Genomic DNA, 18,648 nt, shown 5'->3' with positions numbered 1-18,648 from the left:
AAAACAAGAAACTGACGCTCTCATGGCAGAAAAGCTGACCGCCATCAAAGGCATGAACGACATCCTGCCGCCGGAATCGGCGCGCTGGGAATGGCTCGAAGACAAGGTGCGACAACTGATGCGCCGCTACGGCTATCAGAACATGCGCACGCCCATCGTCGAGCCCACCGCCTTGTTTGTGCGCGGCCTGGGCGAAGTCACTGACATTGTCGAAAAGGAGATGTACTCCTTCGAAGACAGCCTCAACGGCGACAAGCTCACGCTTCGTCCCGAGGGTACGGCCGGTTCGGTGCGTGCCATCAACGAGCATAATTTTCTGTACGAAGGTGGCAAGCGCCTGTACTACATCGGGCCCATGTTCCGTCACGAGCGTCCGCAGAAAGGGCGTTATCGTCAGTTTCATCAGGTTGGCGCCGAGGTGCTGGGCTTTGCCGGCCCTGATGTCGATGCGGAACTGATCCTCATGACCGCTGCGCTGTGGCGCGATCTGGGTTTGAGCATCGGTCAGGACGTGAGTTTGCAGATCAACAGCTTGGGCCAGCCTGAGGAACGCAAGGCTCACCGTGCTGCACTCATCACCTACTTGGAAGAAAACATCGACCAATTGGACGAGGAAGCGCGTCGACGCCTGCACAGCAATCCGTTGCGCATTCTCGATACCAAGAATCCGGCCATGCAGGCCCTGGTCGAAGCGGCGCCCAAGCTGATCGACTTCCTGGGTGAGGCATCTCTGGCTCATTTTGGCGCAGTCAAGTTTGCGCTGGAGGCTGCGGGCATTCCTTATCAGGTCAACACCCGCCTGGTGCGGGGCATGGATTACTACAACCTGACGGTTTTTGAGTGGGTGACCGACAAATTGGGTGCCCAAGGGACCGTGTGTGGTGGTGGTCGTTACGACGGGCTGATCGAACAGTTGGGTGGCAAGCCTGCTCCCGCAGTGGGCTGGGGCTTGGGCATGGAGCGTCTGCTCCTGCTCTTGCAGGAGATCGGTGTCGAGGCGCCGTCTACAGCGCCCGATGCCTACGCCATGGTCTTTGCAGGCACGCCCATGCCTGTCGTGTTGGCGACGCTTGAAGTCTTGCGTGCACAAGGTGTTTGCGTACAACTGCATCCCGCTGGCAAGGACGGCCCAGCCAGCCCCAAGTCACAGTTCAAGAAGGCTGACGCCAGCGGCGCACGGTTTGCCCTGGTGTTCGGGCCGGACGAGGTGGCTCAGGGCTTGGTCGCCGTAAAGCCCTTGCGTGATGGCGGCGAACAGACCTCGCTTCAACTGGCTGAAGCTGCCGGGTGGGCCCACCGACTCCTGGCGCAGCCACAGGCTTCCTGACCGTCATAATCGGCGGATCAACCTCTTACATCTTTTTTGCGGCAGACATGGCGACCTACGACAACGAACAACAGGAACAGTTGGATCAGTTCAAGCACTTCTGGAAACAGTACGGCAACCTGATCACTTGGGTGCTGGTGCTTGTCCTGGGCGCTTATGCCGCCTGGACGGGGTATCAGTACTGGCAGCAAAAGCGTGGTCTGGCTGCTGCGGGGCTGTATGAAGAGATGGATCGGGCCGTGAGCGGGGGACAGTCTGACAAAGCGGCCCAGGCGTTTGCCGATCTCAAGAAAGACTATGCGGGCACGACATTCGCTGCGCAAGGTGCGCTGTTGGCGGCCAAGGTGGCTTTGGAGCAGCAAAAAACCGATGATGCCAAGTCTGCTTTGCAGTGGGCCGTAGATCAGGGCAAGAACCCTGACCTGGTCGCCATTGCCCGACTGCGCTTGGCTGGCGTGCAAATGGATGCGCAGGCGCACGATGAGGCGTTGAAGACCCTGTCTGCCAGTGTGCCCGCCGAGTTCGCTCCTCTTGTGGACGATCGCCGAGGCGACATTCTGGTCGCGCAAGGCAAGAAGGACGAGGCCATCAAGGCCTATCGTGCTGCCTGGGATGCCATGCCGCCAGAAGTGGAGTACCGTCGCTTCATCGAAGGCAAGTTGACCGCTTTGGGGCAAGCCCCTGTTGCGGTGGCTGCCGAGGCTGCGTCCTCAGTCGCCGCATCGGCCCCGTGACCCTTGATTCGAGAGTGACCTCATGACTTTTCCTCTCTCCACATCGTTGACCTGGTCTCAGCGCTCGACCCGTCTGCTCGCTGCGACGCTGAGCGTGCTGGCTGTCGCTACTTTGACGGCCTGCGGCTCCAGCAAGCCTTCCCCAGCCCCGCTGGAATCGTTGAAGTCCGAAGTCACCGTGGCCACCGTCTGGTCTCAGCGACTGGGGGCGGTCAGCAGTGCATTGACGCTGTCTGCCAACCAAGGTGTCATCACCACAGCCAGCACGGATGGTGAGGTTGTGGCACTCGACGCTGCGACCGGAACAGTGAAATGGCGTGCCCAGGCCAAGAATGATCTGTCGGCGGCTGTGGGCAGTGATGGGCGCCATGCCGCTGTGGTGACGGACAACAACGAACTTCAGGTGTTTGATCAGGGCAAGTGGGTCTGGACCGCGCGTCTGCCGGGCCGCGTTGTCACCGCGCCTTTGGTGGCGGGAGAGCGTGTGTTTGTTCAGGCCGTGGACCGCAGCGTGCGTGGCTACGATGTGCTGGATGGCCGTTGGTTGTGGCAATACCAGCGTCCTGGCGGAGAGCCTCTTGCGCTCGCCACGTCAGGCGTGTTGGCAGCCTTCCGTGACACCTTGCTGGTGGGGCAGGGCGCTCGTTTGGTCGGGTTGGACCCTGTCAAGGGCAGTGTGCGTTTTGATGTGAACGTCGGCACGCCGCGTGGCACCAACGAAGTAGAGCGCTTGGCTGACCTGATCGGGCCATTGGCGCGCGCAGATGACGAAGTCTGCGTTCGAGCTTTCCAACTGTCCGTGGCTTGCCTGGAGTTGAATCGTGGCAGCCTGCGGTGGAGCCGTCCGCAAGCTGGTACCCAAGGCGTGGCGGCCAATGACCGCTTGGTGGTGGGCGCAGACAGCGCCGATCGCTTGACGGCCTGGAAAGCCGAGAATGGCGATGTCATGTGGCGCGTTGACCGGTTCACCCACCGTGGTCTGAGCGCGCCTGCGATCCTCGGCGAACGTGTTGCCGTCGTGGATGCTCAAGGCTACCTGCATTTGCTCTCGGCGACCGATGGTCGGACCGTGGCTCGGGTCGAACTCGACAGCGCTGCTGCTGCGGCGCCTCTGGTTGCCAACCAGACACTGTATGTTTCTACACGTAAAGGCACCTTGTATGCCTTGCGTGCCAACTGATTTTTTGCAGACTGAGATTTCATGAAACCTGTCATTGCGCTGGTCGGACGACCCAACGTCGGCAAGTCGACGTTGTTCAATCGCCTGACCAAGAGCCGCGATGCCATCGTGGCCGACTTCGCAGGCCTGACCCGTGACCGTCACTATGGTGAGGGGCGGATGGGCTCGCATGAGTTCATCGCCATCGACACCGGTGGCTTTGAGCCGGACTGCACCGCGGGCATCTTCAAAGAGATGGCCAAGCAGACTCGGCAGGCTGTGGCCGAGGCCGATGCTGTCATCTTCGTGGTCGATGCCCGTAACGGTTTGTCGGCCCAGGATCACGACATCGCTCGCTACTTGCGTACCACCAACAAAAAGGTGCTGCTGGCGGCCAACAAGGCCGAAGGCATGAAGGAGGGGGTGCAGCTTGCCGAGTTTTTCGAGCTTGGCATGGGTGAACCCATTCCCATTTCTTCGGCGCACGGCCAGGGTATACGCAGCTTGTTGGACATTGCGCTGGCCGACTTCATCGAAGAAGAGGATGAGGACGACGACGCTTACGACGATCCCGAGCGTCCCATCCGTTTGGCTGTGGCCGGGCGCCCCAATGTCGGCAAGTCCACCCTGATCAACACGTGGTTGGGTGAGGAGCGTTTGGTGGCCTTCGACATGCCGGGTACCACCCGTGACGCCATCAGTGTTCCTTTTGAGCGTGACGGGCAGCGTTTCGAATTGATCGACACGGCAGGGCTACGCCGCAAGGGCAAGGTGTTTGAGGCCATCGAGAAGTTCTCGGTGGTCAAGACTTTGCAGGCCATCTCTGATGCCAATGTGGTGCTGCTGCTGATCGATGCCACACAGGGCGTTACCGAGCAGGACGCGCACATTGCCGGCTTCGTGCTGGAAGCGGGGCGTGCTGTGGTCATTGCTGTCAATAAATGGGATGCCGTCGACAGCTACCAGCGTGAGTTGCTCATGCGGTCCATTGAGCACCGTTTGTCGTTCCTGAAGTTTGCACCTGTGCTGCACATCTCGGCCATCAAGCGGCAAGGTCTGGGTCCCTTGTGGAAGTCGATTGCGGCAGCTTGGCGATCTGCCACCTGCAAGATGCCTACGCCGGTGCTCACGCGTCTGCTGCAAGAGGCTGTGCAATTCCAACAGCCCAAGAAGGCCGGGGCCTTCCGTCCGAAGTTGCGATATGCGCATCAAGGTGGACAGAATCCGCCGGTCATCGTGATCCACGGCAACTCGCTGGAACACGTGACGGATGCCTACAAGCGGTTCCTGGAGAGTCGGTTCCGCGAGCATTTCAAGCTCACCGGCACCCCACTGCGCATTGAAATGAAGTCGTCCGCGAATCCCTTCATTGGGGAGTGAGGCGCATCACCCTGCGTCAGACCGCACAACCCGTCAATCCATGGGATCGGGGGGACTGTGTTAAGGTCTGACCCTCAACAGTTTTTCAACACGGAGCATATCGTGAGCAACAAAGGCCAACTTCTGCAAGACCCCTTCCTGAACCTGCTGCGTCGTGAGCACGTGCCAGTGTCGATTTATCTGGTCAACGGCATCAAGCTGCAAGGTCACATCGAGTCTTTCGATCAGTACGTGGTCTTGCTGCGCAACACCGTGACCCAGATGGTCTACAAGCACGCCATTTCCACGGTTGTGCCAGGTCGTGCTGTCAACTTCCACACAGGTGACACACCCGAGGTCTGAACTGCGCACCTTGCGGTTCTTGCTTCCTTTTAACCAGCTTAGCCCTGTTCTGACGCCTTGACATCTTCTTCGTCTGCGCCGAGCCCGTCCAATGACCCACGGGTTGTGGTGGTGGGGGTCGATTTCGGCCCCGGCTCATCTTTCGATCCGACTCTGGATGAACTGGCCTTGTTGGCTGAGTCTGCAGGCGATCAACCCGTTGCGAAGGTCACGACCAAGCGTCGCGCACCGGATGCAGCCTTGTTCGTGGGCTCCGGGAAGGCCGATGAAATCAAGGAACTCGTGCAACTGTACCAAGCGCACGGTGTTCTCTTCGACCAAGCCTTGTCGCCGGCTCAGCAGCGCAATCTCGAGCGGCATCTGGGCGTTGAGGTGCTCGATCGCACCGGCCTGATCCTCGAAATATTTGGCGCGCGCGCGCGCAGTCATGAGGGCAAGTTGCAGGTCGAGCTTGCCCGTTTGAAGTACCTCTCTACCCGGTTGGTGCGTCGCTGGTCCCACCTGGAGCGTCAGCGTGGCGGTGTGGGGCACCGCGGTGGCCCTGGTGAGACGCAGATCGAACTGGATCGACGGATGATCGATCAGAAGATCAAGTCGCTCAAGCTGCAACTGGCGAAGGTCAAGCGTCAGCGCAACACTCAGCAGCGCTCACGCGAGCGCACGGGGACCTTTCGTGTCTCGCTGGTCGGCTATACCAACGCCGGCAAGTCCACGTTGTTCAACGCGCTGACCAAGGCCGGTACCTATGCGGCAAACCAGTTGTTTGCCACGCTCGACACGACCACGCGGCAGATGTTCCTGGCGCAGGCCCAGCGTAGCGTCACCCTGTCCGACACGGTGGGTTTCATCCGTGATCTGCCTCACACCCTGGTCGAATCTTTTGAGGCCACATTGCAGGAGGCCGCAGAGGCCGACGTGCTGTTGCATGTGGTCGATGCAGCGAGTCCTGTGTTGCTGGAGCAGATCGACGAGGTGCTGCGTGTGCTGGACAGCATCGGGGCCGGACAGTTGCCCCAAGTCTTGGTGTTCAACAAGTGTGATTGCTTGCCCGAGCACCAGCAGCCATTGCACCAGCGCGATATTTACGAACTGCCCTCCGGGCGCCGTTGTCATCGCGTGTTTGTCAGCGCACTCAAGGGCGATGGGCTCGATGTGTTGCGCGAGGTGCTTGCTGACGCCGCATTACATGGTTTGGAGGGGGGGCTTGAGGCATTGGCCCAACGCGACCCCCGTTTCGACATGCACAATGCAACCCATGAGCCGGTGTCTGATCCGACACCCCCCGAATTTCCTACTGACCGATCATGAACATGCCATCTCTGGATGAGGGCCGACGCCCCGCCCCACACCGTCACTGGGTGATGAATGCTGTGTCCCTGGCAGCCAGTCTGCTGGTGGGGGTTGGGCGACGCGTGACCTGGTTGACCACGCGTGCTGTCAAACAGGCTATGCCTGGTGTTGCGGGGGCACAAGCCAGCTTCAACGGTCGGCAGGATGGCCCGCCTGATCTCGACGAACTTTGGCGCGATTTCAACCGCAAACTCAGCGGCGTCTTCACCGGTAACAAGGGTGAGGGCAACGGCGGCAAGGGTGGTGGCTTCACCCCTGACCCCAAGGGGGCAGGGATTGGTGCGGGCCTCATCGTCGGCTTGATCGGATTGGTGTGGGCCGGAAGCGGCTTCTTCATTGTTCAGGAAGGCCAGCAGGCGGTCGTGATGTCCTTCGGCCGCTTCAGCCATACGGCAGACGCAGGGTTTCAGTGGCGTGCACCGTATCCCTTCCAGTCGCACGAAATCGTCAATCTCACTCAATTGCGCTCTATCGACGTCGGCAGCAACACGGTCCTTCAGGCCACTGCACTGCGGGATTCGTCCATGCTGACGCGTGATGAGAACATTGTTGACATCCGCTTTACGGTCCAATACCGTCTGTCGGATGCCCGCGACTATCTGTTCGAGAACCGCAGCTCTGATGAGGCCGTTCAGCAGGCGGCTGAATCCGCGGTGCGCGAGATCGTTGGGAACAGCACCATGGACTCGGTGCTTTACGAGCAGCGTGATGCCATTGCGGCCGAATTGGTCAAATCCATTCAGGGCCAGCTCAACAAGCTCAAGGCGGGCGTCACAGTCGTCAATGTCAACGTGCAAAGCGTGCAGGCACCCGAGCAGGTGCAGGCTGCATTTGACGACGCCTTCAAGGCGGGGGCTGACCGCGAGCGCTTGAAGAACGAAGGGCAAGCTTATGCCAACGACGTGATTCCCAAGGCGCAGGGTACGGCGGCGCGCTTGCGTGAAGAGGCCGCGGGTTACGCGGCACGCGTGGTGGCGCAGGCCGAGGGTGATGCCGAGCGCTTCAAGTCGGTGCTCGCTGAGTACAAGAAGGCGCCAGGCGTGACCCGTGACCGTCTCTACACGGATACCATGGCTCAGGTTTACAGCAACGTCACCAAGGTGATGGTGGACAGCCGCCAGGGCTCTAATTTGTTGTACCTGCCGCTTGACAAGATCATGCAGATGTCTGGCGCGAATGGGGCTGCACCAGCGCCTGCCGCGGCTGCATCCGAGCCTGTTGTTGCCCCTAACCCTGCCGCCGCATCCACCGATGCCCGTTCTCGCGATGGACTGCGCAGCCGCGATCGCGAAGTGCGCTGAGTGCACACCACCAGACAGGCAAGGAATCAGACATGAACCGTATTGGAACCATCCTGGTCGGCGCTTTGCTGGCCCTCATCCTCGCAGCATCCACCCTGTTTGTGGTCGATCAGAGGCAGTTCGCTGTGGTCTATGCGCTTGGTGAAATCAAGGAGGTCATCAGTGAGCCAGGCTTGAAAGCCAAGATGCCAGCGCCCCTGCAAAACGTGGTGTTTCTGGATCGCCGCATCCAGACACTCGACAGTCCTGAGTCCCGCCCCATCTTCACAGCCGAGAAAAAGAGCCTCGTGATCGATTGGCTGGTCAAGTGGCGCATCACCGAGCCCCGTCAGTTCATCCGCAACAATGGTGCTGACATTCGCAATGCCGAAAACCGCCTGGCTCCCATTGTTCAGGCTGCGCTCAACGAAGAGGTGACCAAACGCACGGTGGGTGCCATGCTGTCTGCCGAGCGTGAGAAAGTGATGCAAGGCGTGATCCGTCGTTTGGCCGACGACGCCAAGTCTTTCGGCATCGAGATCGTGGACGTGCGCATCAAGCGTGTGGATTTTGTGGCCAACATCACCGAGTCGGTCTACCGCCGCATGGAGTCTGAGCGCAAGCGCGTGGCCAACGAACTCCGATCCACGGGTGGTGCCGAGGGAGAGAAGATCCGAGCCGATGCCGATCGTCAGCGTGAAATCATCGTGGCGGAAGCCTATCGTGACGCGCAGAAAATCAAGGGCGAGGGCGATGCCAAGGCCTCAGCACTGTATGCCGATGCCTTTGGCAAGGACCCCCAGTTCGCTCAGTTCTATCGCAGTCTGGAGGCCTATCGCGCCAGCTTCCGCAGCAAATCGGACGTGATGGTGGTCGATCAGAGCAACGAGTTCTTCAAGAACATGCGTGGCAACGGTACGGGCGCCGCACGCTGACGGACTCTCTCGATGCAGGATGCGCTATGGATCGCACTGGCCCTGGTGCTTGTATTCGAGGGCGTGTTGCCCGCCATTCATCCCGAGGGGTGGCGGCGCATGTTCACCCAACTGCTTCAACTCAATGACCATCAGATTCGCCAAATTGGGCTGATGAGCATGGTCTTGGGACTGGTGCTTTTGTGGGGGCTGCAGGCGTTGAGCTGAGCAGCTCTCCACGGAGATGATGAACTGGGGCTGTCCAAGTTTCATCAGACACCGGTAGAATCTCGTTTTTAACCCCCCACACGTTTTCTTATGTCGTCTGCTTGGCTGTTGCCAGAGCACATCGCTGACGTCTTGCCTGCGCAGGCGCGTCGCGTGGAAGAGTTGCGTCGGGTCTGGCTCGATGCGGCTCGCTGCTACGGGTATGAACTCGTGATGCCGCCCATGCTGGAGCACTTGGAGTCTCTGTTGTCCGGAACGGGGCACGCACTGGGGCTCAAGACCTTCAAGCTCGTGGACCAACTCAGTGGCCGCACGCTGGGTCTCCGTGCGGATACCACGCCGCAGGTGGCTCGCATTGATGCTCACTTGCTCAACCGAGATGGCGTCACCCGTCTCTGCTACTGTGGCCCGGTGTTGCACACTCGCCCTGAAGGTCCTCACGCGACACGCGAGCAGTTGCAGTTGGGCGCCGAAATTTACGGTCACGCTGGCTTGGAAGCCGATCTGGAAGCAGCCGAATTGGCGCTCGAGGGCTTGAGTGTCTCGGGCCTGCATGGCTTGGTTGTCGACTTTGCCGACGTCCGCTTGATTCAAGGTGTTTTGGCAGGACTCGGTGTCACTGTGCTCGACGCGGCTTTGCATGAGGCTATGGTCGATGCTTTGACGAACAAAGACGTGGCCACCTTGCGCGACCTCGCTGGGCAAGGCGCTTTGCGCGAAGCTCCAGAGGCTGCCAAGGTGCTCGTGAGCCTCACGACGCTGTTTGGCGGTAAAGACGTCCTTGCGCGTGCGCGCGAAGTCCTCCCTGACCACCCGTTGGTGGCGCAGGCGCTGGACGATCTGGCATGGTTGGCAGATCACCTTCAGACATCACAGCCAGGCGTAGAGATCGGTTTCGATCTGTCTGACTTCAGTGGCTATGCCTATTACAGCGGCATTCGTTTTGCTGTGTATGGGGCTGGTCACGCCAATGCCTTGGTTCGTGGTGGCCGTTATGACGAGGTCGGTGCCGTGTTCGGTCGCCGCCGTCCCGCCGCCGGATTCAGTCTCGATCTCAGGATTCTGGCTGATCTTTTGGCCGACCGCCAAGGGCAAGCCGCTCACACGGCGGTTCGTGCCCCTTGGGCCAGTGACCCGACTTTGCGGCAGGCCATCCGCGAACTCAGAGGGCAGGGGCACACCGTGGTGTGCGTGCTGCCCGGACATGAACACGACGTCCAGGAATTTGAATGCGATCGCGAACTCGCGCTCGTTGATGGACGCTGGTCGGTGCGCGCGCTCTGAGCGCGGCCGACATCACTTTTGCGAAACAGGATTCCGCCATGCAAAGCACTTCCGCGTCGGGTCGCCCCGGCAACGCATCTGCCCGCAACGTTGTCGTCGTCGGCACCCAATGGGGTGACGAGGGCAAAGGCAAAGTCGTCGACTGGTTGACGGATCACGCTGCCGCTGTGGTCCGCTTCCAGGGCGGTCACAACGCAGGCCATACCCTGGTGATCAACGGCAAAAAGACCGCCCTGCAACTCATTCCATCGGGCATCATGCGCGACGGCGTTGCGTGCTACATCGGCAACGGCGTGGTGGTCGATCCCACACACCTTCTCTCTGAGATCGCGCGCCTGGAAGCTGCTGGCTTGAATGTGCGCTCGCGCCTGTTCATCAGCGAGTCATGCCCAATGATCCTGCCGTTCCACGTCGCCGTTGACAAAGCTCGGGAGGCCCTGCGTGAAACGAGCGGTGGCGGCAAGATTGGCACCACAGGCAAGGGCATTGGTCCGGCTTATGAAGACAAGGTGGCACGTCGCGCGTTGCGCCTGCAAGATCTCAAGCACCCCGAGCGTTTTGCGACCAAGCTCAAGGAGTTGCTTGAACTGCACAATTTCGCGCTCAAGGGCTTCCTGAAGTCGGAAGAGTTGGCTTTCCAGCCCATTTTTGACGAGGCCATGAAGGCCGCTGAGCAGATTCTGCCGATGCTGTCCGATGTGGGGGTCCGCATCCATGCTCATACCGTGGAGGGCGGCAGCGTCTTGTTTGAAGGCGCGCAAGGCACTCTGCTCGACGTGGACCACGGTACTTATCCATATGTGACATCGAGCAACTGCGTGGCTGGTAATGCCGCGGCTGGCTCCGGTGTTGGACCTGACAAGCTCCATTACATTCTGGGCATCACCAAGGCTTACACCACCCGTGTCGGCAGTGGCCCGTTCCCGACCGAATTGGATTGGGAAACACCGGGCACGGTCGGTTGCCACCTGGCCACAGTGGGGCAGGAGCGCGGCACGGTGACTGGTCGCGCCCGTCGTTGTGGCTGGCTGGATGCCGCCGCCCTGAAGCGCTCTGTGTTGATCAACGGCATCACCGGCATCTGTCTGACCAAGCTCGACGTGCTCGACGGATTGGAAGAAATCAAGGTGTGCACTGGATACATGCTGCGTGGCGAGCGTGTCGACATTTTGCCGCTGGACGCCGATGACATCGTCGCCTGCGAGCCGATCTACGAGAGCTTCCCCGGCTGGGAGGGCACCACTTTCGGTATCACGGAATGGGACAAGCTGCCTGCCAATGCGCGCGCTTACCTGCAGCGTGTTGAGGCTTTCATCGGTGCGCCCATCGACATGGTTTCGACCGGTCCTGACCGCGACCACACCATCTTGCTGCGTCACCCTTACAAGGGCTGAGCCCCGCTTCGCCAAGTCTCATTGCGCTATCCGCCAAAGGAATCCACATGCTCACCGACGACGGAAAACACCTGTATGTTTCCTGGGAGGAATACCATCAACTGATCGAGCGTCTGGCGTTGAAGGTCCACGCATCGGGCTGGGAATTCGACCAAATTCTCTGCCTGGCGCGAGGTGGTCTGCGACCTGGCGACATGATCTCGCGGATTTTCGATCGCCCACTGGGCATCATGTCCACGAGTTCCTACCGTGACGATGGTGGCACGTTGCAAGGTCGACTCGATATGGCCAAGTACATCACGATGCCCAAGGGAGAACTGGCAGGGCGAGTGCTTTTGGTTGATGACTTGGCTGATTCCGGGGTGACGCTGCGCGCGGTGGTTGACCGTTTGCGTTCGTTGCCGGCCATCACAGAGCTTCGCTCGGCGGTCATCTGGGTAAAGGGTGTTTCTTCGTACACGCCCGACTATCATGTCGAGTCATTGCCCACCAGCCCCTGGATTCATCAACCGTTCGAGGAGTACGATACGTTGCGGCCAGAGGCACTCCTCAAGCGCTACAAAGTTTGAGGAATCAAATGTCAAAAAGCAGCCCAAGGGCTGCTTTTTTGTTGGTTTCGTTGGCAGTCTGCGTTCTCGCGTGCTGCGAGCAGAACGGTTCCCCTTGAGCGGAGCGTTTGCTACCGCATGGGCATAAGCCCGGTCAAAAATGAAAAAGCCGCTTGATCAGAGATCAAGCGGCTTTTCAATTGGTGCCCAGGAGAGGACTCGAACCTCCACGGAGTTACCCGCTAGTACCTGAAACTAGTGCGTCTACCAATTCCGCCACCTGGGCAGGTACTTATTTGACTAAGCTTCGTTGCCGTCGCTGTGTCGAGAACGTAAATATAGCATTCTTTTGAGCCTTGTGTCTACTTTTGAGGGGGTCTGATGTGCTGTTGACTTTGTGCAACAGCGGGGTGCGACGGTGCCTCGACGCATTGCGCAGTGCACTTGGTGTACGCTGTGCTTGTGGATCGCATGTTGCTCCTGTCCCATGAACTTCGCCTCGTCAGCGTTGTGGGTGCTGCTGCCTCGGGGTGTTCAATCTCACCCCTTGTGGTTCGGCTTCGAGGTGGGCTGTTACAGAATGCCGCGAGTTTTCGTTCGCTTCGGCATCAGTTGGCTGCGGTGCGTATTTGCCATGCGCCACTTGCTGATGTTTGCGCTCCACGCAAGCAAAGAAAAAGCCGCTTGACCAGAGATCAAGCGGCTTTTCAATTGGTGCCCAGGAGAGGACTCGAACCTCCACGGAGTTACCCGCTAGTACCTGAAACTAGTGCGTCTACCAATTCCGCCACCTGGGCAGGTACTTTTTACACTTCAAGCGCCACATCTAAATTGTTGTGTGCGTCATCAGCGAAGAATTGAATTCTAGCATCAAAATAGGACCCATGACAACATCTGCACCACAAATTTTGAGCCTGATGAGTGAAATCATCGGCACGGTACAAGGTCACCGAGACGGCCATGGCTTTGTTCAGGCTGACGATGGTGACACCAGTGTCTTCCTGCCGCCTCAGGAAATGCGCTCTGTCATGCACCGTGATCGAGTCAAGGTGCGTGTCGTGAGGTTCGATCGGCGCGGGCGGCCGGAGGGGTTGGTGCTTGAGATCATCGAGCGTCGCAAAACGCCGATCATCGGGCGCCTATTGCAGGAGGGGGGGGCTTGGCTTGTGGCGCCTGAAGACCGACGTTTTGGCCAGGACATCTTGATTGCACCCAAGGCGACTGGCAATGCGGAGCCCGGGCAGGTTGTGGCCGTTGAGTTGACTGAGCCGCCGTCCTTGCTGGCCAAGCCGGTTGGGCGCGTGGTTGAGGTGCTGGGGGGAATTGATGATCCCGGTATGGAGATCGAGATCGCCGTGCGCAAGTACGAGGTGCCGCATCGTTTCAGTGACGCAGCCTTGGCTCAAGCGGCCAAGTTGCCGGAGAAAGTGCGCGCAACAGATAAGAAAGGGCGCATAGACATCACCGACGTGCCGCTCGTCACGATCGATGGCGAGGACGCGCGCGATTTTGACGATGCTGTTTACTGTGAGCCGGCCACGATTGGTCGCTCGAAGGCGCCGAACGCCTGGCGCTTGGTCGTGGCCATCGCGGACGTGAGTCACTACGTGAAGCCGGGTGAGCCTCTGGATCTGGATGCCTATGAGCGTGCAACATCGGTGTATTTCCCCCGTCGGGTGATTCCCATGCTGCCGGAGAAGCTTTCCAATGGCTTGTGCTCGCTGAACCCTGAGGTCGAGCGCCTGTCCATGGTGTGCGACATGCTGGTCTCCTGCGACGGCGAGGTGCATGCATATCAGTTTTTTCCAGCCGTCATCCGTTCGCATGCTCGCCTGACCTATACGGAGGTGGCGACCATCTTGGGTAATACCCGTGGACCTGAGGCGCTGCGTCGACCCGATTTGGTGCCGCATCTCTTGCACCTTCACGAGGTGTACCGCGCATTGCTGAAATCGCGTTCGGGGCGCGGGGCTGTGGATTTCGACACCACCGAAACCCAGATCGTCTGCGACGAGAACGGTCGCATCGCCAAGATTGTGCCTCGTGTGCGCACCGAGGCTCACCGCCTCATTGAGGAATGCATGCTGGCCGCCAATGTGTGCTCCGCTGACTTCATCACTCGGGCGAAGCATCCGTCGCTGTTTCGGGTACACGAGGGCCCCACACCAGAGAAGCGTCAGTTGTTGAAGAACTATCTGAAGGCGCTGGGTCTGGGCTTGTCTCTTGGGGAGGAGCCTCAGCCTGGTGACTACCAGGCCATCGCGCAGGCGGTGAAGGATCGTCCGGATGCGACGCAGATTCACACCATGCTCCTGCGCTCCATGCAACAGGCAATCTACACGCCGACCAACAGCGGACATTTCGGCTTGGCATATGAGGCGTACACCCATTTCACCAGTCCGATTCGTCGCTACCCGGATTTGCTGGTCCATCGCGTCATCAAGGCCCTGCTAGGCCGGGGGCGGTATGACCTGAAGTTGCCGCCTGTGCAGCATTCCGTTGGGAATGTGAAGCGCAGGCCTGGTGGGCAGCGGGGCGCCCCTGCGAAGGGCTTGCCAGCGGCACCGAGCAAGGCCGTTTCGCGTCTCAAGTTGCCACCCGCGGAGGCGGCAGCGTGGGAAACAGTCGGCATTCATTGCAGTGCCAATGAGCGCCGCGCCGATGAAGCCTCGCGTGATGTCGAGGCTTGGCTCAAGTGCATGTTCATGCGGGAACGGTTGGGGGAGGAGTACGGGGGCACAGTGAGTGCCGTCACCAACTTCGGTCTGTTTGTGCAACTGGACGGCTTGTATGTTGAGGGGCTCATCCACATCACCGAGCTTGGCGGCGAGTACTACCGGTTTGATGAAGCGCGCCAAGAGTTGCGGGGCGAGCGGAGTGGCGCACGCTATGCCGTCGGTACCCGTGTGCGTGTGCAGGTCAGTCGCGTGGATTTGGACACCCGCAAGATCGACTTCCGCCTGGTGCGCGAGGCAGGCGAAGAGAAGCCGACTTCCGGTGCCGGGAAGAGGCGAGCCCGAGTGCCCGACAAGGATTGGGTGGAGCCGGGTGGGGCGCAAGATGCCTTGGCGGATGTTCGTCAGGCTGACCACGAGGTGAGGCGGGCAAGCAAGGCAGCCAGAACTGGTAAAGGTCGGACGCGTGTCTCTGTGGCTGCGACGGTCACCGGTAAAGGGGGCTCGGCAAAGCGCTCAAAAAGCAAGCGATGATGCGGTTTGATGAGTGGGCTGGTTTCGTGCTAGAATGCCAGAGTTTGCCCGAATCCCCGGGTAGATTTTGATAATCACGAAATCGGCAATCCAAGGTGTTGCGGCATGCTCTGTGGAGTGTGCGGCGATCGCTGTCGATTTCCAGATCCAACCTCTGGAGCACTCCATGTCCGTATCCATGCGCGAAATGCTGGAAGCCGGTGTCCACTTCGGTCACCAAACCCGCTTCTGGAACCCCAAGATGGCCCCGTACATCTTTGGTCATCGCAACAAGATTCACATCATCAACCTTGAGAAGACGCAGCCCGCCTTCGAAGAGGCACTGAAGTTCATCAAGCAGCTGTCCGCTCGTCGCGGCACCGTGATGATGGTCGGCACCAAGCGCCAGTCGCGCGACACCATCGCCATGGAAGCTGAACGCGCTGGCGTGCCTTACGTCAACCAGCGTTGGTTGGGCGGCATGCTGACCAACTTCAAGACCGTCAAGGGCTCCTTGAAGAAGCTGAAGGACATGCAGGCTGTGGTCGAAACCGGCCTGGACAACCTGAAGAAGAAGGAAGGCCTGCTGTTCCAACGTGAGCTGTCCAAGCTCGAAAAGGACATCGGCGGCATTCAAGACATGGCTGTGTTGCCTGACGCCATCTTCGTGATCGACGTTGGCTACCACAAGATCGCCATCGCCGAAGCCAAGAAGCTGGGCATCCCTGTCATTGGCGTGGTGGACACCAACCACTCCCCCGAAGGCATTGACTACGTCATCCCCGGTAACGATGACTCTTCCAAGGCTGTGGCACTGTACGCCAAGGCCGTGGCCGATGCCATCCTGGAAGGCAAGGCCAACGCCGTGAACGAAGTCGTGGCCGCTGCTGCTGGTGACGACGAGTTCGTCGAAGTCAACGAAGCCGAATAAGGCTCCTTGACTTCACAAGAAGGGGCTGACGATCAGCCCCTTTTTTTAACAAATTTTTTTGTGGTGGCCCTTTGCGGGCGCACCCATGAACCAAACGGAGAAAGCTGATGGCTGCAATCACCGCTAGCATGGTCGCCGAACTGCGCGCCAAGACCGATGCTCCCATGATGGAGTGCAAGAAGGCCCTGACCGAGGCCGATGGCGACATGGCCAAGGCAGAAGAGATTCTGCGTGTCAAGCTGGGCAGCAAGGCCTCCAAGGCTGCTTCGCGCGTCACCGCCGAAGGCGTGGTGTCCGCTGCCGTGGACGGCAACGTCGGCGCTCTGGTGGAAATCAACTGCGAAACCGACTTCGTCTCGAAGAACGACTCCTTCCTGGCTTTCGCCAAGTCGGTGGCCGAGCTGATTGCCAAGAACAACCCCGCTGACGTGGCCGCCATCGGCGAGCTGCCTCTGTCGCAAGACGGTTTCGGCCCGACGGTCGAAGAAGTTCGCAAGGGCCTGATCGGCAAGATCGGCGAAAACATGACCATCCGTCGCTTCAAGCGCTACGCTGACGGTGGCAAGCTGGCTGCCTATCTGCACGGCGCCCGCATCGGTGTGGTCGTGGAATTCGAAGGTGACGACGTCGCTGCCAAGGACGTTGCCATGCACGTGGCCGCCATGAAGCCCGTGTCGCTGTCGTCCGCCGACGTGCCTGCCCACTTGATCGAGACCGAGCGCAGCGTCGCCACGGCCAAGGCTGCCGAATCCGGTAAGCCTGCCGACATCGCCACCAAGATGATCGAAGGTGCCGTTCAGAAGTATCTGAAGGAAGTCTCCTTGTTCAACCAGGTCTTCGTGAAGGCTGCTGACGGCAAGCAGACCGTTGAGCAGTATCTGAAGTCGACGAACACGACCGTCAAGTCCTTCACCATGTTTGTGGTCGGCGAGGGCATCGAGAAGAAGCAAGACGACTTCGCGGCTGAAGTCGCAGCCACCATGGCTGCAGCCAAGGGGCAGTAACCCGAAGCAAAACAAGGGGGCTTCTGGCCCCCTTGTGCTATGCGTCGCACGTTCACCGGGCGAGCATGGCGAGCGCAGAAGGGGAACCTTCGCGCCATCACGTATTCAAAAAGCCTGACATGGCTGGCGAAGACTGAAACTTGCGATAACCTTCAGTCTCGCTTCTCAAGTAGAACACCAAGGACATCTGCATGCCCGCCTACAAGCGCATCCTCTTGAAACTTTCCGGTGAGGCCCTGATGGGCGATGATGCATACGGCATCAACCGGGCGACCATTGTGCGCATGGTCAAGGAGATCCAGGAGGTCACCGCTCTGGGTGTCCAGGTGGCGGTGGTCATTGGTGGTGGCAACATTTTTCGCGGCGTCGCAGGTGGTTCCGTCGGCATGGACCGTGCCACGGCCGATTACATGGGCATGCTGGCCACGGTCATGAACTCGCTGGCTTTGGCTGACACCATGCGCCAGGAAGGTATGACCGCACGGGTCATGTCGGCCATCAGCATCGATCAGGTGGTTGAGCCGTACGTTCGCCCCAAGGCCTTGCAGTACCTCGAAGAGGGCAAGGTGGTGGTGTTCGCAGCGGGCACGGGCAATCCCTTCTTCACGACCGACACAGCTGCCGCGTTGCGCGGCGCCGAAATCGGTGCAGAGGTCATGCTGAAGGCCACCAAGGTGGATGGCGTTTACACTGCGGACCCCAAGAAGGATCCTTCGGCCACTCGCTACGCCAGCATCACGTTTGATGAGGCCCTGATCAAGAACCTGCAGGTGCTCGATGCGACGGCGTTCGCCTTGTGTCGCGATCAGAATCTGCCTTTGAAGGTATTTTCCATTTTCAAGCAAGGTGCGCTCAAGCGCGTCGTGCTGGGGGAAGACGAAGGCACGTTGGTCCACGTCTGAGCCCGTCCTTCCTTCCTCGTTTTCAAGCGTCAGTTGGCCGCAGGCCTTCGTACGGAGCTTCTCATGAGCATCGCAGAAATCAAAAAGAACGCCGAGCAGAAAATGCTCAAGTCCATTGAGGCTTTCAAAGTCGAGTTGTCGAAGATCCGCACGGGTCGTGCGCACCCAGGCATCTTGGACCAGGTGCAGGTGGAGTACTACGGCTCTTTGGTGCCTATCAGTCAGGTGGCCAACGTGACCCTGCAAGATGCGCGCACCATCAGCGTTCAGCCTTGGGAAAAAGGCATGGGCGCCAAGATTGAAAAGGCCATCCGCGAGTCGGACCTGGGCCTCAATCCTTCTTCGCAAGGCGACCTGATTCGCGTGCCGATGCCGCCCCTGACAGAGGAGCGCCGTAAGGAGTTGACCAAGGTGGTGAAGTCTGCCGGGGAAGATGCCAAGATTGCCGTGCGCAACTTGCGTCGTGACGCCAACGACCACGCCAAGCGTCTGCTCAAGGACAAGGAAATCACGGAAGATGATGACCGTCGCTCGCAGGATGAGGTTCAGAAGCTGACCGACAAGACGATTGCCGAAATCGACAAGCTGGTGCAGGCCAAGGAGGCCGAAGTGCTGGCCGTCTGAGGCTGCGCGCTTTGCCATAATGGCGACCACGTCCGAGGCGGTCTGACCGCCTCGTTCTG

General features: G+C 59.6%; 17 protein-coding genes and 2 tRNA genes. 17 read left to right on the top strand and 2 right to left on the bottom strand.

The window, feature by feature from the left end:
* Positions 1-22: 22 nt before the first annotated feature.
* From hisS to WIT60_RS02850, 12 genes are all read left to right on the top strand, one after another.
* Positions 23-1,327 carry a histidine--tRNA ligase gene (gene hisS, locus WIT60_RS02905; RefSeq protein ID WP_339582452.1) on the top strand — a complete coding sequence of 435 codons (1,305 nt, stop codon included), beginning with the start codon at positions 23-25 and terminating at the stop codon, positions 1,325-1,327.
* 47 nt (positions 1,328-1,374) lie between these two features.
* Complete coding sequence (locus WIT60_RS02900) at positions 1,375-2,061, top strand: YfgM family protein (protein ID WP_339582451.1); 687 nt, start codon at positions 1,375-1,377, stop codon at positions 2,059-2,061.
* Positions 2,062-2,083: 22 nt separating this feature from the next.
* Positions 2,084-3,241 carry an outer membrane protein assembly factor BamB gene (gene bamB, locus WIT60_RS02895; RefSeq protein ID WP_339582450.1) on the top strand — a complete coding sequence of 386 codons (1,158 nt, stop codon included), beginning with the start codon at positions 2,084-2,086 and terminating at the stop codon, positions 3,239-3,241.
* A gap of 21 nt (positions 3,242-3,262) precedes the next feature.
* Positions 3,263-4,600, top strand: coding sequence for a ribosome biogenesis GTPase Der (der, locus tag WIT60_RS02890; protein ID WP_339582449.1), 1,338 nt, complete (start codon positions 3,263-3,265; stop codon positions 4,598-4,600).
* A 102-nt stretch (positions 4,601-4,702) separates the two neighbouring features.
* Positions 4,703-4,942, top strand: coding sequence for an RNA chaperone Hfq (hfq, locus tag WIT60_RS02885; RefSeq protein WP_339582448.1), 240 nt, complete (start codon positions 4,703-4,705; stop codon positions 4,940-4,942).
* 57 nt (positions 4,943-4,999) lie between these two features.
* Entirely contained in the window at positions 5,000-6,250 is a 1,251-nt protein-coding gene (gene hflX, locus WIT60_RS02880; RefSeq protein WP_339582447.1) for a GTPase HflX, read from the top strand.
* 140 nt (positions 6,251-6,390) lie between these two features.
* The gene (hflK, locus tag WIT60_RS02875) at positions 6,391-7,593 is read left to right on the top strand and encodes an FtsH protease activity modulator HflK (protein WP_339582735.1); all 1,203 of its coding nucleotides are present in this window, start codon (positions 6,391-6,393) and stop codon (positions 7,591-7,593) included.
* Between the two features lie 32 nt (positions 7,594-7,625).
* On the top strand, positions 7,626-8,507 hold the full coding sequence (gene hflC / locus WIT60_RS02870) for a protease modulator HflC (protein ID WP_339582446.1): 882 nt from the start codon (positions 7,626-7,628) through the stop codon (positions 8,505-8,507).
* A gap of 12 nt (positions 8,508-8,519) precedes the next feature.
* Positions 8,520-8,714, top strand: coding sequence for a DUF2065 domain-containing protein (locus WIT60_RS02865; protein WP_339582445.1), 195 nt, complete (start codon positions 8,520-8,522; stop codon positions 8,712-8,714).
* A gap of 90 nt (positions 8,715-8,804) precedes the next feature.
* Positions 8,805-9,998: an ATP phosphoribosyltransferase regulatory subunit gene (locus tag WIT60_RS02860; RefSeq protein WP_339582444.1), complete on the top strand. Its 1,194-nt coding sequence runs from the start codon at positions 8,805-8,807 to the stop codon at positions 9,996-9,998.
* Positions 9,999-10,036: 38 nt separating this feature from the next.
* Positions 10,037-11,392: an adenylosuccinate synthase gene (locus WIT60_RS02855; protein WP_339582443.1), complete on the top strand. Its 1,356-nt coding sequence runs from the start codon at positions 10,037-10,039 to the stop codon at positions 11,390-11,392.
* Positions 11,393-11,439: 47 nt separating this feature from the next.
* Entirely contained in the window at positions 11,440-11,961 is a 522-nt protein-coding gene (locus WIT60_RS02850; protein ID WP_339582442.1) for a phosphoribosyltransferase, read from the top strand.
* A 180-nt stretch (positions 11,962-12,141) separates the two neighbouring features.
* On the opposite strand, the gene WIT60_RS02845 is transcribed toward WIT60_RS02850, so the two are convergent.
* Positions 12,142-12,226: transfer RNA gene (locus WIT60_RS02845), tRNA-Leu, on the bottom strand.
* Between the two features lie 426 nt (positions 12,227-12,652).
* Positions 12,653-12,737, bottom strand: a tRNA-Leu gene (locus tag WIT60_RS02840).
* Between the two features lie 120 nt (positions 12,738-12,857).
* On the opposite strand from WIT60_RS02840, the gene rnr reads away from it, so the two are divergent.
* The 5 genes from rnr to frr all read left to right on the top strand — a co-directional run bounded on the left by rnr (position 12,858) and on the right by frr (position 18,589).
* Positions 12,858-15,149, top strand: coding sequence for a ribonuclease R (rnr, locus tag WIT60_RS02835; RefSeq protein ID WP_445207633.1), 2,292 nt, complete (start codon positions 12,858-12,860; stop codon positions 15,147-15,149).
* Positions 15,150-15,315: 166 nt separating this feature from the next.
* Positions 15,316-16,059 (top strand): 30S ribosomal protein S2, encoded by a 744-nt coding sequence (rpsB, locus tag WIT60_RS02830; RefSeq protein ID WP_339582440.1) that lies wholly within the window; start codon positions 15,316-15,318, stop codon positions 16,057-16,059.
* 107 nt (positions 16,060-16,166) lie between these two features.
* The gene (gene tsf / locus WIT60_RS02825; protein ID WP_339582439.1) at positions 16,167-17,063 is read left to right on the top strand and encodes a translation elongation factor Ts; all 897 of its coding nucleotides are present in this window, start codon (positions 16,167-16,169) and stop codon (positions 17,061-17,063) included.
* A 191-nt stretch (positions 17,064-17,254) separates the two neighbouring features.
* The gene (gene pyrH / locus WIT60_RS02820; RefSeq protein ID WP_339582438.1) at positions 17,255-17,965 is read left to right on the top strand and encodes a UMP kinase; all 711 of its coding nucleotides are present in this window, start codon (positions 17,255-17,257) and stop codon (positions 17,963-17,965) included.
* Between the two features lie 63 nt (positions 17,966-18,028).
* Positions 18,029-18,589 (top strand): ribosome recycling factor, encoded by a 561-nt coding sequence (gene frr / locus WIT60_RS02815; protein WP_339582437.1) that lies wholly within the window; start codon positions 18,029-18,031, stop codon positions 18,587-18,589.
* The last annotated feature ends 59 nt before the right edge of the window (positions 18,590-18,648 follow it).

The sequence above is a fragment of the Aquabacterium sp. G14 genome, from assembly GCF_037482285.1.
In the GTDB taxonomy this organism is placed as follows: Bacteria; Pseudomonadota; Gammaproteobacteria; order Burkholderiales; family Burkholderiaceae_C; genus Aquabacterium.
The sequence above is the reverse complement of the archived record's forward strand: the minus strand, read 5'-3'. Positions and strand labels throughout refer to the sequence as shown.

Bases quoted from the DNA above. Each gene is read 5' to 3' on its own strand.
- hisS (WP_339582452.1), top strand. From the start codon at position 23: ATGGCAGAAAAGCTGACCGCCATCAAAGGCATGAACGACATCCTGCCG.
- bamB (WP_339582450.1), top strand. From the start codon at position 2,084: ATGACTTTTCCTCTCTCCACATCGTTGACCTGGTCTCAGCGCTCGACC.
- der (WP_339582449.1), top strand. From the start codon at position 3,263: ATGAAACCTGTCATTGCGCTGGTCGGACGACCCAACGTCGGCAAGTCG.
- WIT60_RS02855 (WP_339582443.1), top strand. From the start codon at position 10,037: ATGCAAAGCACTTCCGCGTCGGGTCGCCCCGGCAACGCATCTGCCCGC.
- WIT60_RS02900 (WP_339582451.1), top strand. From the start codon at position 1,375: ATGGCGACCTACGACAACGAACAACAGGAACAGTTGGATCAGTTCAAG.
- rpsB (WP_339582440.1), top strand. From the start codon at position 15,316: ATGTCCGTATCCATGCGCGAAATGCTGGAAGCCGGTGTCCACTTCGGT.
- hflK (WP_339582735.1), top strand. From the start codon at position 6,391: ATGCCTGGTGTTGCGGGGGCACAAGCCAGCTTCAACGGTCGGCAGGAT.
- hflC (WP_339582446.1), top strand. From the start codon at position 7,626: ATGAACCGTATTGGAACCATCCTGGTCGGCGCTTTGCTGGCCCTCATC.
- WIT60_RS02860 (WP_339582444.1), top strand. From the start codon at position 8,805: ATGTCGTCTGCTTGGCTGTTGCCAGAGCACATCGCTGACGTCTTGCCT.
- rnr (WP_445207633.1), top strand. From the start codon at position 12,858: ATGAGTGAAATCATCGGCACGGTACAAGGTCACCGAGACGGCCATGGC.
- WIT60_RS02865 (WP_339582445.1), top strand. From the start codon at position 8,520: ATGCAGGATGCGCTATGGATCGCACTGGCCCTGGTGCTTGTATTCGAG.
- pyrH (WP_339582438.1), top strand. From the start codon at position 17,255: ATGCCCGCCTACAAGCGCATCCTCTTGAAACTTTCCGGTGAGGCCCTG.
- tsf (WP_339582439.1), top strand. From the start codon at position 16,167: ATGGCTGCAATCACCGCTAGCATGGTCGCCGAACTGCGCGCCAAGACC.
- WIT60_RS02850 (WP_339582442.1), top strand. From the start codon at position 11,440: ATGCTCACCGACGACGGAAAACACCTGTATGTTTCCTGGGAGGAATAC.
- frr (WP_339582437.1), top strand. From the start codon at position 18,029: ATGAGCATCGCAGAAATCAAAAAGAACGCCGAGCAGAAAATGCTCAAG.